The following is a 15,912-nucleotide window of genomic DNA, read 5'->3' as shown; positions in this document are numbered from 1 at the left end:
CCGCCCTCGCGCCTCAGGCCTTGAGCGCTATGGCCAGCGCCTCGGGCAGCGGCTCGCTGTGCAGGAGGCCGAGCCGCTGCGTGGGCCGGGTGAGCGCCACGTACAGGTCCGACTCCTCGTACCGCTGCGGCTCCACGGCCAGCACCTCGTCGAATTCGAGGCCCTTCGACTGGCGCGGCGTCAGCAGGACGACGGGCCTGGTCAGATCCGGGCTCTCGCCCGCCGAAGCGCCCGCCAGGTGCGGGAGCAGGACGTGGTGCAGCTCGCGCGGCGCGATCACCGCGACGCGCCCCTCGTCCTCGGTCGCGCGCGCGGCCGCCTCGCCCACCGCGCGCGGCAGTCCCTCCGCCTCGTACGCGCGCGCCCACGGCCGTACGCCCGTCGAGCGGACCGAGCGCGGCGGCGCGAAGTCCGGGTCCGTGGCGCGCGGCACCGCGGCGGCGACATCCATGATCTCGGCCGGGGTGCGGTAGTTGACGTCGAGACGGCGGTAGGCGTAGCGGTCGCCGACGTACGGGGCGAGGATGCGGTCCCAGGAGCGGCAGCCGGCCGGGTCGGCGGTCTGCGCGGGGTCCCCGACGAGGGTCATCGAGCGGTTGGGGCCGCGCCGCATGAGCAGCCGCCACATCATCGCCGACAGCTCCTGCGCCTCGTCCACGATGATGTGCCCGAAGGCCCACGTGCGGTCCTCAGCCGCGCGCTCGGCGGCGCTGCGCCGGTCCCGCTCCTCGTGCCGCTCGGCGAGCCGTTCGGCGTCCACGATGTCCTGCGCGCCGAGGACCTCGGACTCCTCGTCCTCGAACTCGTACGTGCGCGAGGCGGCCGCGACGTCGAGGACGCCCTGCGCGTACGCGGCCTCCTCGCGCCGCCGCCGCGCCTCGGCGGCGCGCCTCATGCTGTCGTCCTCGCCGAGGAGTTCGGCGGCCTCGTCGAGGAGCGGGACGTCGGCGGGGGTCCACGGCGCGGGCGTGAAGACGCTCCCCGACCAAGTGCCGGGGGCGCGGCGGATGGCGTCGGCGTCCTCGGCGGGCAGGTGCCCGCCCGCGTCCGGTGCGGCGAGGAAGCCGGTGAGGAACTTCTCCGGTGTGAGCCGGGGCCACAGCGTGTCGATCGCCGCCTGCACGGCGGGGCTCGCCGCGATCTCCTTGCCGAGTTCCGCGACGTCGGTGGGGTCGAGGAAGTTGGGCCCCCCGAAGGGGTCGGCGCCGAGCCGGTCGGCGAGCTGCGCGGTGAGCGCGTCGATGACGCGGAAGGCGAAGTGGGGGCGCGCGAGGTTGTGCGGCACGAGCGCGTTACGGGCCCGCTCGCGCGCCTCGGCGGCGGTCTCGCGGTCGAGGGTGAGCGTTCCGTAGTCCTCGTGCGCGATCTCCAGGACGGGCTCCGGCAGCGCCTGGAGGTCGGCGAGCGTCTTCGCGAGCACGTCCGCCATGCGCACGTCGCCCTTCACCGCGGTCGCGCGCGGCGTGTCCGTGCCCGTCGCCTTGATGCCCGGGTACAGCTCGCCGGGCGTCGCGAGCCACACGCCGGTCTCGCCGAGCGAGGGCAGGACCTCGCCGATGTAGTTGAGGAAGGCGCCGCCGGGGCCGACGATCAGGACCGCGCTGCGGTTCAGGCGCTCGCGGTCCGCGTAGAGGAGGTACGCGGCGCGATGCAGCGCGACGGCGGTCTTGCCGGTGCCGGGGCCGCCCTCGACGACGAGCACACCGCGATGGGGGGCGCGGATGATCTCGTCCTGCTCGGCCTGGATGGTGCGGACGATGTCGCTCATGCGGCCGGTGCGCGCCGCGTTGAGCGCGCCGAGCAGCACGGCGTCACCGCTCGGGTTCTCGAAGGCGCCGGGCGCGCTCTCCTCGATGTCCAGGGTCTCGTCGTGCAGCGCGGTGACGGTGCGGCCCTTGGTCGTCAGGTGCCTGCGGCGGCGCAGGCCCATCGGGCGCAGCCCGGTGGCGAGGTAGAAGGGGCGCGCGACGGGGGCGCGCCAGTCGATGAGCAGCGGCGTGCGCTCGGCGTCCTCGGCGCGCAGGCCGACGCGGCCGATGTGGTGGGTCACGCCGTCGCGCTGGTCGATGCGGCCGAAGCAGAGTCCTTCCTCGATGCCGTCGAGTTCGGCGAGCGTCCTGCCGTACTCGAAGGCGGCGATCGAGCGCTCCAGCTGCGCCTGGTGCCCCTTGCCGACCGGGCGCAGGGCGTCCTCCGCGGCGCCCGCGGCCCGGTCCCTGAGCGCGTCGAGGCACTCGTGCAGGAGATCCACGTACGCCTGCTCGGCGCGCAGCTCCTCCTGGCCCCGCTCCTCTTGACCGTTCCCGGCCGTGCCGGTCTCGTTTGACAAGACTGCTCCCTGCCCGTTAATATTCGAGTACATGCACTTCCGCGTGCCCTTATTCGTGCTGCACGGAATTGCCCAATATACGCGTCGAAACGCCCCGGCCTCAAGTGGCCGGGGCGTTTTCGCGTAGCGGGAGCCGTCTCCTCCGGGCGCTTCTCCGAGCCTTCCGCGGGCGTCAGGCGGTCATCCGGTCCAGTTCCTCGCGCAAGCGGCGGCCCGAGCGGGCGCCGACGAGCGTGCCGAGCGGCTCGCCGTCGCGGAAGAGGATCATCGTGGGCGCGGCGAGCACCCGGTAGCGCGCGGCCGTGAGCGGCGCCTCGTCCACGTCGAGCGCGAGGACCCGCAGCTCCCCGGCGCGCTCGCGCGCGAGGCCGGCGAGGACGGGCGCGAGCTGACGGCACGGCGGGCACCAGGTCGCGGTGAACTCGACGAGGACGAGCCCCGGGGCGTGGAGCACGTCGCTTTCGAAGCGGTCGTCGGTGAGGTGGGGGACGTCAAGGGCGTCGAGCACGGCGGGTCTCCTCGGGCTGTCGGGACATCGGGGGGTCGGGTACGACGGGTACCGGTACGGGGGCGAGGCCGCAGCCGGGCTCCGGGGGCGCCTTGCCCGCCAGGGCCCGTACCGCCTCTTCCGCGCGCGCCAGTTGCGCGGCGACGCGGGCGCGGGCCGTGCGGACCTGGGCGACAAGGGCGTCCATCTCGGCGAGCTTGCGGCGGTAGACGCCGAGCGAGGCGGGGCACGTATCGCCCTCCTCGTGGCCCGCGCGCAGGCACTCCACGAAGGGACGTGTCTCCTCCAGGCCGAAGCCGACCTCCTGGAGTGTGCGGATGCGGCGCACGAGGCGGAGGTCCTCCTCGCCGTAGACGCGGTGCCCGTGCGCGTCGCGGCGCGCGGCGAGCAGCCCGCGCGCCTCGTAGTAGCGCAGGGCCCGCGTCGTGGTCCCGGCACGCTCCGCCAGCTCGCCGATGCGCATCTCGCCGTCGTCCATGCACCCGACCGTAGGGCTTGACCCCGGCGTCAAGGCCAGCCCGGGGCGTGGCCGCCGGTTCCGCGAGCGGTCAGCGCGGGCCCGGATGCTGTCGATGACGCGGGTCCAGTCGTACATCGCCCGGTAGTCGGTGAGGCCGAGGATCACGAGGTCACCCGCCTCGACGGCTTCGGCGGGTGTCGCCGCCCGTCGCGCTCCGTCGGTGCCGACGCCTTCGGCCCGGGCGGGGGTGCGGTTCCAGACGGTGACCGGGTGTCGGCGGTGAGGAAGGCGCGGGCCGTGCAGCTGCCGCTCACCACGTCGCGCTCGACGTGGTGAGCGGCAAGGGGAAGGGGCTGATCCTCTGGAACTCGACACCCATCGCGTACGCCGCTTCGCGCGGCTCCGCCGTGGTCTGCCGGGCGTGAGCGAGAAGCTGCTGACGCAGCACCTGCGCGAGAGGGAGGAGGACGGTCCGGTGCGCCGGGCGGTCCACGCCGAGGTGCCACCGCGCGTGGAGTGCTCCCTGACCGCGCACGGGCGCACGCTCCATCAGGCGCTCGGGCCGCTCGGCGCCTGGGGGACCGAGCGGATACGCCGCGAGGACGCGGCCGCGGCCGACGTGCCAGGGACCTCAGGAGTCCCGGGCCGGGCGGCAGTTGATCCGGGCCATGAGTTCCGGGTGCGCGGTGCGTGAGGCGGGACCGCTTCGGTTCGACGGGATCGGCACGGGCGGGCGGTGACGCGGACGGGTACGCCGCCGAGCGGCCTGCGCCCTTCGGGCGGTGGCGCGCGGGGGGGGCGGGGTGACTCGGCCGCGCCGGGCGCGTGCCGACGGGGGTCCTCGTGACCGCGACGGCCTTCGCGGGCTCCGGCGACCTCCAGGACGCCCGGGCCGAGCCCGGTGACGACCCCGCGTTCGACACGGGCGCGCGGGAACGCGTACGGGTCTCGCGGGAGCGGTACGAGGAGGTACGGGCCGCCGGGCGGCGCGGCTCCCTCGCCCCGCGGCACGCTCCTCGCGGCGAGCGGCACGCCGGCGCTCGCGCGGGGCGAGCGGAACGCGGCCGGCCCGGCGGGGCGGACGGCTGAGGCGGGCCGGGCGCGAGCGACCGGAAACGGGCGCGGCGCCACGTAGAGCCGCGGCGCGCGCAGGGAAGCCCCCGCACGCGCGGGGATGCCCCCGCCGGTCCCTCGCCGCCGTCTCCCCCGCCGCCGCGAGCCCCCTCAGCCCAGCCCGAGCCTCCGGTTCCCCAGCACCGGAATCGCCTTCCTCACCCTCTCCACCTCGGCCACGTCCACCTCCGCGAACACCACCCCCGGCTCCGCCCCCGCCGAGGCCCGCACCACTCCGTCCGGCCCCGCCAGCAAGCTGTGGCCGATTCCCGTCGGGGCCTTGCCGGAGCGGGGCAGGCCGCTCGCCCCCGGGTCGGCCTGGTCCACCGCGGCCACGTACAGCGTCGCGTCCAGGGCCCGTGCCCGGACGAGGAGTTCCCACTGGTCCCGTTTGCCGGGGCCCGCGCCCCAGGAGGCCGGGAGGAGGCTCAGGACCGCCCCCGCGTCCGCGTGGGCGCGGAAGAGTTCGGGGAAGCGGACGTCGTAGCAGGTGGCGAGGCCCGTACGGACGCCGTCGACGTCGATCGTGACGACGTCGGAGCCCGGCGCGACCGTGGCCGACTCGGCGAAACCGAACGCGTCGTAGAGGTGGATCTTGTCGTACGCGGCCTCGACCCCGGGCCCGGTGGCGAGCAGCGTGTTCGTCACGCGCCCGTCAGGGGCAGGCGTGAACATCCCCGCCACCACGACGATCCCGTACTCGGCGGCGATCGCGCGGACGCCCTCCGCCCACGGCCCGTCCAGGGGCTCCGCCACCGGGCCCAGCGGGATGCCGAAGCACGCCATCGTCGCCTCGGGGAAGACGACGAGCCGTGCGCCGCCCCCGGTGGCCTCGCGCGTGCGCTCGCGCACGAGGTCCAGGTTGGCCGCGGGCTCGGGGCCCGAGGTGAGCTGGCCGAGGGCGAGCCTCAGTGGTGTCGCGGTCATCGTCGTACGTCCTCCCTGTCGCCACCGTCCGCCCCATCGTCGCCCCTGCCCGCCACGAAGGCACCCGCCACCCCCTTGACTCCCTCTCAGCCTCGGCACAGACTCCTCAGCGACACGTGACAACGATGTCAGCCATCACGCCGGTGCCGCCGCGATGGAGGAGAACCACGTATGTGGGGATTCAGGAACAGAGCGCGCGCGGTGCGCGGGACCGGGGCCGCCGCCCTGGTGCTGGCCGTGTGCGGGCTCGCCGTACCGCCCGCCGCCGCTGCCACGCAGCACGGGCACGGGCACGGCGGCAGGGACAGCGGCGGGGCCGCGCTCGTCGCCGACCCGAGCCGCTACGTCGACCCGTTCATCGGGACGCAGAAGGGGAGCGACTGGGAGAACACCTGGCCGGGCGTCACCGCGCCCTTCGGGATGATGCAGTTCAGCCCGGACACGACCGAGGGGCCGACCGGGTACTCGTACGACTCCGACGAGATCAAGGGTTTCAGCGTCGACCACTTCTCGGGCGGCTGCTCCTCGTTCGGGAACATCCCGCTGCTGCCCGTGACGGGCGCCGTCGGGGAGAAGCCCGCCGCGCGGACCGAGCACTACTCGCACGCGAAGGAGAAGGCCGGGGCGGGCGCGTACGAGGTCAGGCTGGCCGACTCGGGGATCGACGTGTCGATCGGGGCGCGCACCCGTGCGGGCATCGCCTCCTTCACGTACCCGAAGGGGTCCGAGGCGCAGGTGCTCGTGAAGTCGGGGACGAGCCTGGGCGGCGACTACGCGGCCGAGGCGCACCTCGTCGGTGACCGCGAGGTCGCCGGTACGGTCACGCCGCACGGGCTGTGCAACAACAGCAGGTACACGCTGCACTTCGACATCAGGTTCGACCGTCCGTTCACCGCGCACGGCACATGGGACGGCGCGGGCGAGGTGACCGAGGGCGCCTCGAAGGCCGAGGGGCCCGACTCGGGCGCGTACCTCACCTTCGACACCGCGCGCGAGCGGAAGGTGACTGCCAAGATCGGTATGTCGTACGTGAGTCAGGACGGCGCGGCGCGCAACCTGACGACGGAGATACCGGGGTGGGACACCGGCAAGGTCCAGGCGCAGACGCGCGCGGACTGGCGCACGGCGCTCGGGAAGGTCGAGGTGGGCGGCGGGACGACCGGCCAACTGACCACCTTCTACACGGCCTTGTACCGCTCCCTCCAGTCGCCGAGCATCTTCGACGACGTCGACGGCCGCTACATCGGCTTCGACGACAGAATCCGCCGGGTGGCGCCGGGGCACCACCAGTACGGGACCTTCTCGGACTGGGACATCTACCGCTCGCTCGCCCCGCTCCAGACGATGCTGTACCCCGGGCGCGCGGGCGACATGGCCAACTCGCTGCTCAGGGACGCCCAGCAGCAGGGCGGCTGGTGGCCGAAGTGGCCCGCCCAGAACATGACGGGCAACGTCATGAACGGCGACAACGGGGTCCCGCTCTTCGCGCAGTACGTCGCCTTCGGCGCGAAGGACGTGGACATCGAGTCGGCGCTGCCGATCATGAAGAAGAACGCGACCGTGTCCGAGAAGGTCGGCTGGGGCTGGATCGCCCGCCCGGGCGTCGAGGACTACGTACGGCTCGGGTACGCGCCCAACAACAGCGACTCACAGGGCGATCACGGCCTCCAGGGCGCTTCCGAGACGCTGGAGTGGGCGATCGACGACTTCTCGATCTCGCAGCTCGCCGAGCGCGTCGGGGACAAGGCGACCGCGCGCGAGTACGCGAAGCGCGGGCAGAACTGGCAGAACATCTACGACCCGGCGACCGGCTACCTGCGCCCGCGCGACGACAACGGCTCCTTCCCGGCCGGGCCCGGCTTCGTCAAGCCGCCGGACAGCGCCTTCGGGCAGGACGGCTACGACGAGGGCAACGCGGCGCAGTACAACTGGCTCGTCCCGCAGAACCTCGCGGGGCTCGTGACGGCGATGGGCGGCAAGGACAAGGTCGTTCCGCGCCTCGACGCGTTCTTCACGCAGCTCAACGCGGGCGGCAACGAGCCGTACGCGTGGATGGGCAACGAGATCGACACGGCGGCGCCGTGGGTCTACGACTACGTGGGTCAGCCGTGGAAGACCCAGGAGGTCACGCGGCGCATGGTCAACGAGATCTACACGACCGCGCCCGACGGGCTCCCCGGCAACGACGACAACGGGGCGCAGTCCTCGGTCTACGTGTGGGCGGCGCTCGGCATGATGCCCGCGACGCCCGGCACCCCTGTCCTCGCGCTCAACAGCCCCCTGTTCAAGCGCGCCGAGATCCACCTCGGCACGGGCCGCACGCTGAGCGTCCACGCCCCGAAGGCGGCGACGAACACCCCGTACGTCACCGGCCTCAGGCTCAACGGCCGTTCCCACGAGGCGACTTCGCTGCCGGACGAGGTCGTGACGCGCGGCGGGGAGCTCGACTTCTCGCTCTCGACGCGCCCCGACAGGCACTGGGCGACCTCCGCGAAGGCGGCACCGCCGTCCTGGCGGCAGTACGAGAAGTCCGCCGTCGGCTACCTCACGCCGAACGGCACGCGGGTCACCGAGGCGGGCAAGGGCCTCAAGGGCACGGTGGGCGTCTCGGCGCTCGCGGGCCGGCCCTCCTCCGTACGGTGGACGGCCTCGACCGACGACCCGCACGTCAAGGTCTCGCCGTCCTCCGGGACACTGAGCCTGAAGCACGCGCGGACGGCCGAGGTGCCGGTCGCGATCAGCACGGCGAAGGACACGCCGTCCGGGTACCACCCGGTGAAGGTGTCCTTCCGTACGTCCTCGGGCGAACAACTCCCGGGCGGGGCGGTCGTGGTGACCGTGCCCGACCCGGACGGCACGGCCACGGCGTGCGCGACGCTCGGCACGGAGGACACGGAGTGCGGGCTGCGCGCGCGGGACAACGGCGACGGGCACTGGAACGCCGTCGAGAAGGCGGGCCGTTCGGGGCACGAGACGACGGACGGGTCCCCGTTCCAGTACTTCGACGTCGACAACACGACCGTTCCCGGCGGGAATTACCACGCCACCGTCACCGTGGACTACTTCGACCACGGCACCGGCGGCTGGAGTCTCCAGTACGACGCGGTCGGCGACGCGTACACGTCGACGCCCGAGGTCGCGAAGACCGGGACCGACACGTGGAAGACGGCCGTCTTCGAGGTCGACGACGCGGCCTTCCACAACGGAGAGAACGGCGGGACGGACTTCCGCCTCGCCAACAGCGGGGACGCGGGGGTCGTCGGCAAGGTGACGGTCGCCACGCGGGGGGACGGGGTGCTCGCACTCCATCTCTGCCCTGAGGCATGACGGGACCGGAGGGGCTGAGGAGTTCAGCCCCTCCGGGGTCTCCCCGTCCGCAGGCGGGGCGTTGCGACGCGCGGGGGTCCGGGGACGGAGCCCCTGGGGGCTCAGGCGTTGACGGGTTCCCTCTGCTCGGGAACCTCGGTCTCCGCCTCCCCCTCCTCCACAAGGGTCTTCTCGTCGAACGGCAGCTTCCCCGCGAGGACCTGGTCCACGCGCTCCTTGTCGATCTCCTTCGTCCATGTCCCCACGAGGACCGTCGCCACCGCGTTCCCCGCGAAGTTCGTCAGGGCGCGGGCCTCGCTCATGAAGCGGTCGATGCCGACGATCAGGCCGACCCCGTCGACGAGTTCGGGACGGTGGGACTGGAGGCCGCCCGCGAGCGTCGCGAGCCCCGCTCCCGTGACGCCCGCCGCGCCCTTCGAGGCGATGATCATGAAGACGAGCAGGGAGATCTGCTGGCCGATCGAGAGCGGCTGGTCCATCGCCTCGGCGACGAATATGGACGCCATCGTGAGGTAGATGGCGGTGCCGTCGAGGTTGAAGGAGTAGCCCGTCGGGACGGTGATGCCGACGACCGGGCGCGATACGCCGAGGTGCTCCATCTTCGCGATGAGGCGCGGCAGCGCGGACTCGGACGAGGAGGTGGACAGGATGAGCAGGAATTCGCGGGCGAGGTACTTCAGGAGGAGCAGGATGTTGACGCCCGCGACGAGCCTGAGCAGCGCCCCGAGGACGAGCACGACGAAGAGGACGCACGTCACGTAGAAGCCGATCATGATGACGGCGAGCGATTTGAGCGCGTCGACACCCGTCTCGCCGACGACGGCGGCCATCGCGCCGAAGGCGCCGACCGGGGCCGCCCACATGATCATCGACAGGACGCGGAAGACGAGCTTCTGGATGTGGCCGATGCCGCGCAGGACCGGCTCGCCGCTCTTGCCGAGCGCCTGGAGCGCGAAGCCGACGAGGAGGGCGACCAGGAGCGTCTGGAGGACCTTCTCGCTCGTGAACGCGGAGACGAGCGTCGTCGGGATGATGCCGAGGAGGAAGTCGACCGTCGACTCGGGGGCCTTCGGGGCCTGCGCGGCGCCCACCTCCCGCACCGACTCGGTCAGGTGCAGTCCCTGGCCCGGCTCCAGGAAGTTGCCGACGAGGATGCCGATCGCGAGCGCGACGGTCGACATCACGAGGAAGTAGCCGAGCGCGAGCCCGCCCACGGCGCCGACCTTCGCGGCCTTGCGCACCGAACCGATGCCGAGCACGATCGTGCAGAAGATGATCGGCGAGATCATCATCTTGATCAGGTTCACGAAGCCGGTGCCGAGCGGCTTCAGCTCCACGGCCACCCCGGGCGCGGCGAAGCCCAGGATGATGCCGAGGATCACGGCGCCGATCACGGCCAGGTAGAGGTAGTGGCTCTTGTCGCGGCGTCTCGGCGCGGCGGGCGGCGGGGTCGTCGGCCCGTGTCCCTCGGGCTCGGGGACGGCTGCCTCGGTGGCTGACACGGGTTCCTCCTGGGGACGTCATCGTCTGGGGCGGCGTGCGGGGACTGCGGCTCGCTCCGCACGCCGGGCTGCGGCGACTATCCCGCACGGTGTGACCGGGGTCACGGTTTCGTTCATTACGGTCGTGCCCCCGCGACCGCGCGCTCGCTCGCCTTCGGCACACTGGCCCGATGCGCCTCCCCCGTCCCCGGAGCCTGGCCGGTCAGCTCTTCGCCATGCAGGTGCTCCTCGTGGCGCTCGTCGTCGCGGGCTGCGCCCTCTTCACGTACGTGAGCGACCGCCGCCAGGCCCGTACCGCAGCCGAGCGCCAGGTCACCGCCGCCGCGCTCGCCATCGCCGCCGCGCCCACGGTGCGCGAGGCGATCAGCGCGCCCGAACCGACCCGCACCCTCCAGCCCTACGCCGAGAAGGTCCGCCGCGAGGCCGACCTCACCTTCGTGACGATCATGTCCCCCGAAGGCATCCGCTACACGCACCCGACGCCGGGGCAGATAGGCGAGCGCTTCCTCGGGCACCGCGCGGCGGCGCTGCGCGGGCGGACGTTCTCGGAGACGTACCGGGGGACGCTCGGGGTCTCGGTACGGGTCGTGACGCCCGTCAAGGACGGCGAGCGCGTCACGGGGCTCGTGAGCGCGGGGATAGACGTCACCGCGATCAGCGAGCGCCTGCGCCACCAGGTGCTGCTGCTCCTCGTGACAGCGGCGGCGGCGCTGCTCCTCGGCGGTACGGGCACGTACGTGATCAACCGGCGCCTGCGACGGCACACGCACGGCATGAACGCGACCGAACTCGCCCTCGTGCACGACTACCACGAGGCAGCGCTGCACGCGGTGCGGGAGGGGCTGCTCATGCTCGACGGGCACCGGGCCGTGGCGCTGCTCAACGACGGGGCGCGCGAACTGCTCGGGCTGCCCCCGGGCGCGTATGTGGGGCGCCCCGTCGCGGAGCTGGGGCTCCCGCGCGGGCTCACCGGGGCGCTGCTCGCCTCGGAGCCGCGCGTCGACGAGGTGCACCTCACCGAGGAACGCGTCCTCGTCGTCAACACCTCGCCGGTCTCCGGGGGCCAGCGCTCGGGAACGGTGGTGACCTTGCGGGACCACACGGAACTGCGGGCGCTCATGGGCGAGCTGGACGCGGAGCGGAGTTTCGGCAAGGCGCTCAGGGCGCAGGCGCACGAGGCGGCGAACCGGCTGCACACGGTGGTCTCGCTCGTCGAACTCGGGCGCCCCGGCGAGGCGGTGGACTTCGCGACGGCCGAGCTGGAGCTGGCGCAGGCGCTCACCGACCGCATGACGGGCGCGGTCGGTGAACCGGTGCTCGCCGCGCTCCTGCTGGGCAGGACGGCGTACGCGCACGAGCACGGAGTGGAGCTGGTCCTGAGCGAGGACAGCGGGCTCGATGACGGACTGCTCCCCGCGAGCCTGCCGCCCCGCGACCTCGTGACGATCCTCGGCAACCTCGTCGACAACGCGGTGGAGGCCGCGCAGGGCACCCCCGGCGCCCGTGTCACCGTGACCGCGCGCCCCGAACACACCCCGCACGGCGATGAGTTGCTGCTCCGCGTCACCGACAACGGCCCCGGGCTCGACCCCGCGCACAGGGAGGACGCCTTCCGCGACGGCTGGTCCACGAAGGCCCACGAGCCGGGCGCGCACGGTCTCGGCCTCGCGCTCGTGCGGCAGGCGGCCGGGCGCGCGGGCGGCACGGTGGTGGCGCGCCAAGGCCCGGAGGGCGGCGCGGACTTCACCGTACGGCTGCCGCTCGCGGCGTCCGCGGGAGGGACGCGATGAGCGAGCCCGTGCGGGTCCTCGTCGTGGAGGACGAGGCCGTCGCCGCCGACGCGCACCGCCTGTACGTCGAGCGCGTTCCCGGGTTCACGGTCGCCGCGGTGGCACACTCGGCGGCGGCCGCGCGCCGAGCCCTGGAGCGCACGCCGATCGACCTCGTCCTGCTCGACCTGTACCTCCCCGACGGGCACGGGCTCCAGCTGCTGCGCGGGCTGCGCTCGGCGGGGCACCGCGCCGACGTCATCGCCGTCACGTCCGCGCGGGACCTCGCCGTCGTGCGCGAGGGGGTCTCGCTCGGGGTCGTGCAGTACGTGCTCAAGCCGTTCACCTTCGCGACGCTGCGCGACCGGCTCGTGCGGTACGGGGAGTTCCGGGCCGCGGCGGGCGAGGCGGCGGGCCAGGACGACGTGGACCGCGCGCTCGCCGCGCTGCGCGCCCCGCGTCCCGCCGACCCGCCGAAGGGCCTGAGCGCCCCGACGCTCGACCGCGTGACGCTGGCCCTGCGCGCGGCGGGCGAGGAAGGGCTCACCGCCCAGTCGGCCGCGACCCTGGCAGGGCTCTCCCGCATCACGGCCCGCCGCTACCTCGAACACCTCGTCACGACGGGCCTCGCGACCCGCGCCCCGCGCTACGGCCAGGTGGGCCGCCCGGAGTTGCACTACCGGTGGGAGGCGCGGGGGTGAGGCAGCAGGCGGCGGCCCGGCCTTCTCACGCCTCCGGGGCAGCCGCCGCCTCCCGCGTGATCCGCGCGAACCGCGCCCCCATCGCCTCGGCGAGCGCCCGCGCGCCGGACAGGGGGCGCACCATGACCGTGAACCCGTCGATCAGCCCGGCCTCGTTGACGTGCAGGACGTCGCAGCCGGTCAGCTCGCGGTCGCCCACGCGGGCCGCGAAGACGAGCGCGTGGTCGGCCCCGTCCTCGTCGCCGATCTCCCGCACGTACCGGAAGTCCTCGAAGACGCGCGGCACCCCGCGCAGGATCGCGGCGGTGATCGCCCTGCCCCGGTACGGTTCGTGGACCACCGGACTCGTGAACACGACGTCCTGGGCGAGCAGGGCATCGCCGGCCGCCATGTCCCGGGCCTCGACGGCCGCACGGAACGCGCGCATACGCACACCTCTTCCTCGGGGAACAACGCCGGCGTCACACTGGACCCGGCCCTCGCACACGGCACCGTAGTCCCCGCCGACGCGCGGTCCCGGGGGACCGCGACCGCATCGACCCCGAGGAGACGCGACCCGATGCCTGTCTCCCCGCCCCGAGCGGAGCACACGGACCGGTCACCGGTCCGCCTGGGCGCGCTCGTCCCGCTCACGCGGCCCGGCTGGACCGCGGCGGGCCGGCACCTGCTCGCCGGGCTCGACCTGGCCGTGCGCGAGGTCAACGACGGCGGCGGCATCGACGGCAGGCCGCTGGAGCTGGTGGTCAGGGACACCGCCGCCGACCCGGAGCGGGCCGCGGCGGCCGTGGCGGAACTGGCCGCTCTGGACGTGGCGGCCGTGGCGGGCGAGTACCACAGCGTGGTCGCCCGCGCCGCCGCCGCCCGCGCCGCCGCGCTCGGCCTGCCGTTCCTCTGCTCGTCCGCGGTGCTCGACGCGCTCACCGACGCGCCGACGCGGTGGGTCGCGCGCCTGGCACCGGCCCAGTCCCGGGGCTGGCGGGTCTACGCGGACTTCCTCATCGGTGCGGGCCTGGACCGGATCGCCGTGGCCGCCCAGCCCGGTGTCTACTGGGCGTCCGGGGCGCGCGTCCTGCGCGACCACCTCGCTCCCCGCGGCGGCACGCTCCTCGCACTCGACGCGAACGCCCTCACCCCCGGGGCCCTGTGCGACGCGCTCGCCGGCCACGGCGCGACGGCGCTGCTCCTGCTGACCGGCCATCCGGAGCCCGCGGTACCGCTCGTCGAGGCCGTACGCGGCGACCGGCGGCTCGCGCAGATCCTGATCGGCGCCCCGGCCGGGCAGCCGGAGTTCGCCGCATGGGAGACGGCGCTGGGCGGGGAAGGCGCCGCGATCCCGTTCCTGCGCTACCTGCCCGGGCGCCTGGGCCCGCTCGGCGAACGCGTCGGCAAGGCGCTCGGGGAACGGCTGGGCCAGGTCCCCTCCTTCGTCGCCTTCGAGGGCTGGGACACCATCGCCGTCCTCGCCGCGGCGATGCGCTCCCACGGCACGGACCGGGCCGCCATCGCCGCGTCCTGGCCGCACGTGGCCATCGAGGGCACCCGCGGACCGATCCGGTTCTCCCGCACGCCGGGCATCGAGGTCTGGCAATGGGCGTGGCCGCCGATCCAGGTCGTCGACCGCGACCCGGCGGACCCCCGCCGTTTCCGGGTGCTCCACACCGGCTGAGGCCACGTGGCCGGAGGAGGGCAAGGCGCGAGGGGCGGGTACGGGGCAGGGTACGGGTACGGGGCGAGCGGCGGGGGCGGCCCCGTACCCGTACCAGCGCACGACCCCCGTACCGCCGCCGCACGACCCCCGTACCGCCGCCGCGAGGCCCCCGTACGGCCACAAGGGCCGCGCCGCCGTACCGCCGGGGCCGCCTAGAACACCGACTCCGCCTCTTCCATCCGTTCCGCCGGCACCGTCTTCAGCGCCGTCACCGCTTCCGCCAGCGGGACCATGACCACGTCCGTGCCGCGCAGCGCCGTCATGTTGCCGAAGTCGCCGCGGTGGGCGGCCTCGACGGCGTACCAGCCGAAGCGGGTGGCGAGGACGCGGTCGTAGGCGGTGGGGGTGCCGCCGCGCTGGACGTGGCCGAGGATGACCGGGCGGGCCTCCTTGCCGAGGCGGGTTTCGAGTTCGTAGGCGAGGGCCGTGCCGATGCCGCGGAAGCGCTCGTGGCCGAACTGGTCGATCTCGCCCTTGCCGTAGTCCATCGTGCCCGCGGCGGGGTGGGCGCCCTCGGCGACGCAGATGACGGCGAACTTCTTGCCGCGCGCGAAGCGTTCCTCGACCATCTTGACGAGGTCGGCCGGGTCGAAGGGCCGCTCCGGCAGGCAGATGCCGTGCGCGCCGCCCGCCATGCCCGACTCCAGCGCGATCCAGCCCGCGTGGCGGCCCATGACCTCGACGACCATGACCCGCTGGTGGGACTCGGCCGTGGTCTTGAGGCGGTCGATCGCCTCGGTCGCGACGCCGACGGCGGTGTCGAAGCCGAAGGTGCGGTCGGTCGAGGAGATGTCGTTGTCGATCGTCTTCGGCACGCCGACGACGGGCATCCCGCTCTCGGAGAGCATCCGCGCGGCGGTCAGGGTGCCCTCGCCGCCGATCGGGATGAGGACGTCGATGCCCAGTTCGCGGGCGAGTTCGGGGGCGTTGGCGCAGGCCTCGGCGAGGCGGCCGCGCTCCAGGCGGGCCGAACCGAGGATCGTGCCGCCCCTGGCGAGGATGCCGCTCACCGCGTCGAGGTCGAGTTCGCGGTAGTGCCGGTCGAGCAGGCCCTTGTACCCGTCCTCGAACCCGATCACCTCGTCGCCGTGATGCGTGACGGCACGGTGCACGACCGACCGGATCACTGCGTTGAGGCCCGGGCAGTCGCCGCCTGCGGTGAGAATTCCGATGCGCATCGTGCTGTTCTCCTGCTCGCTTACTAGAGGTGCGCGGGGGTTGAGAGGACGGGAAGGGACGCGAAGAACGCGGATGGACGGTGCGGGTTCCCCCTGAACTCGGGCCGATTCTCGCACGCCTGTGGAAAGCCCGGAACATACGTCCGTCCCGGGGGCGCGCGTTTACCACCGCCGGAGCGGAACAACGGTAGGGGGCGCGCGGAAATACGGACGCGCCGGGGGGCCCGCGGAAGCGGCATACCGAGTGCTGTGGGTAGTGTCAAGGGGGCAGGTTCAGCAGATCAGGTGTTTTTGTCCTATGAGTTCTCCGGCATTCTCTTGCGCTTGGCGCGAGATGTCGAGAACGATTCCGGGTGCTCTGATGAGTACTCCCGAATTCGTATGAGTAGG

General features: G+C 73.5%; 12 protein-coding genes and 1 pseudogene. 6 read left to right on the top strand and 7 right to left on the bottom strand.

What is annotated here, in order from left to right:
- Positions 1–13: 13 nt before the first annotated feature.
- The 3 genes from ACQYWQ_RS22190 to ACQYWQ_RS22180 all read right to left on the bottom strand — a co-directional run bounded on the left by ACQYWQ_RS22190 (position 14) and on the right by ACQYWQ_RS22180 (position 3,300).
- On the bottom strand, positions 14–2,329 hold the full coding sequence (locus ACQYWQ_RS22190; protein WP_431036887.1) for a HelD family protein: 2,316 nt from the start codon (positions 2,327–2,329) through the stop codon (positions 14–16).
- A 172-nt stretch (positions 2,330–2,501) separates the two neighbouring features.
- Complete coding sequence (locus ACQYWQ_RS22185) at positions 2,502–2,837, bottom strand: thioredoxin family protein (RefSeq protein WP_431036885.1); 336 nt, start codon at positions 2,835–2,837, stop codon at positions 2,502–2,504.
- Positions 2,821–3,300, bottom strand: coding sequence for a MerR family transcriptional regulator (locus ACQYWQ_RS22180; RefSeq protein WP_431039291.1), 480 nt, complete (start codon positions 3,298–3,300; stop codon positions 2,821–2,823). The genes ACQYWQ_RS22185 and ACQYWQ_RS22180 overlap by 17 nt, the downstream gene beginning before the upstream one ends.
- A 326-nt stretch (positions 3,301–3,626) precedes the next feature.
- On the opposite strand from ACQYWQ_RS22180, the pseudogene ACQYWQ_RS22175 reads away from it, so the two are divergent.
- Positions 3,627–3,991, top strand: a pseudogene (locus tag ACQYWQ_RS22175) (winged helix-turn-helix transcriptional regulator).
- A 149-nt stretch (positions 3,992–4,140) separates the two neighbouring features.
- Complete coding sequence (locus tag ACQYWQ_RS22170) at positions 4,141–4,386, top strand: hypothetical protein (RefSeq protein WP_431036883.1); 246 nt, start codon at positions 4,141–4,143, stop codon at positions 4,384–4,386.
- Positions 4,387–4,521: 135 nt separating this feature from the next.
- On the opposite strand, the gene ACQYWQ_RS22165 is transcribed toward ACQYWQ_RS22170, so the two are convergent.
- Positions 4,522–5,322, bottom strand: a complete 801-nt coding sequence (locus ACQYWQ_RS22165) for a carbon-nitrogen hydrolase family protein (protein WP_431039290.1) — start codon at positions 5,320–5,322, stop codon at positions 4,522–4,524.
- Between the two features lie 186 nt (positions 5,323–5,508).
- On the opposite strand from ACQYWQ_RS22165, the gene ACQYWQ_RS22160 reads away from it, so the two are divergent.
- Entirely contained in the window at positions 5,509–8,664 is a 3,156-nt protein-coding gene (locus tag ACQYWQ_RS22160; protein ID WP_431036881.1) for a GH92 family glycosyl hydrolase, read from the top strand.
- Between the two features lie 101 nt (positions 8,665–8,765).
- On the opposite strand, the gene ACQYWQ_RS22155 is transcribed toward ACQYWQ_RS22160, so the two are convergent.
- Positions 8,766–10,166 carry a cation:dicarboxylate symporter family transporter gene (locus tag ACQYWQ_RS22155; RefSeq protein WP_431036879.1) on the bottom strand — a complete coding sequence of 467 codons (1,401 nt, stop codon included), beginning with the start codon at positions 10,164–10,166 and terminating at the stop codon, positions 8,766–8,768.
- Between the two features lie 170 nt (positions 10,167–10,336).
- On the opposite strand from ACQYWQ_RS22155, the gene ACQYWQ_RS22150 reads away from it, so the two are divergent.
- Both ACQYWQ_RS22150 and ACQYWQ_RS22145 read left to right on the top strand, forming a co-directional pair.
- Positions 10,337–11,956, top strand: coding sequence for a sensor histidine kinase (locus tag ACQYWQ_RS22150; protein ID WP_431036877.1), 1,620 nt, complete (start codon positions 10,337–10,339; stop codon positions 11,954–11,956).
- Complete coding sequence (locus tag ACQYWQ_RS22145) at positions 11,953–12,636, top strand: response regulator (protein ID WP_431036875.1); 684 nt, start codon at positions 11,953–11,955, stop codon at positions 12,634–12,636. Before ACQYWQ_RS22150 ends, ACQYWQ_RS22145 begins: the two co-directional genes overlap by 4 nt.
- A 25-nt stretch (positions 12,637–12,661) precedes the next feature.
- Here ACQYWQ_RS22145 and ACQYWQ_RS22140 read toward each other — a convergent pair whose 3' ends face one another.
- The gene (locus tag ACQYWQ_RS22140) at positions 12,662–13,063 is read right to left on the bottom strand and encodes a nuclear transport factor 2 family protein (RefSeq protein ID WP_431036874.1); all 402 of its coding nucleotides are present in this window, start codon (positions 13,061–13,063) and stop codon (positions 12,662–12,664) included.
- 132 nt (positions 13,064–13,195) lie between these two features.
- On the opposite strand from ACQYWQ_RS22140, the gene ACQYWQ_RS22135 reads away from it, so the two are divergent.
- On the top strand, positions 13,196–14,302 hold the full coding sequence (locus ACQYWQ_RS22135) for an ABC transporter substrate-binding protein (protein WP_431036873.1): 1,107 nt from the start codon (positions 13,196–13,198) through the stop codon (positions 14,300–14,302).
- A 194-nt stretch (positions 14,303–14,496) separates the two neighbouring features.
- On the opposite strand, the gene ACQYWQ_RS22130 is transcribed toward ACQYWQ_RS22135, so the two are convergent.
- Complete coding sequence (locus ACQYWQ_RS22130) at positions 14,497–15,522, bottom strand: ATP-dependent 6-phosphofructokinase (protein ID WP_431036872.1); 1,026 nt, start codon at positions 15,520–15,522, stop codon at positions 14,497–14,499.
- Positions 15,523–15,912: the final 390 nt, after the last annotated feature.

The organism is Streptomyces sp. P6-2-1, from assembly GCF_050613165.1.
Taxonomy (GTDB): Bacteria; Actinomycetota; Actinomycetes; order Streptomycetales; family Streptomycetaceae; genus Streptomyces.
The sequence above is the reverse complement of the archived record's forward strand: the minus strand, read 5'-3'. Positions and strand labels throughout refer to the sequence as shown.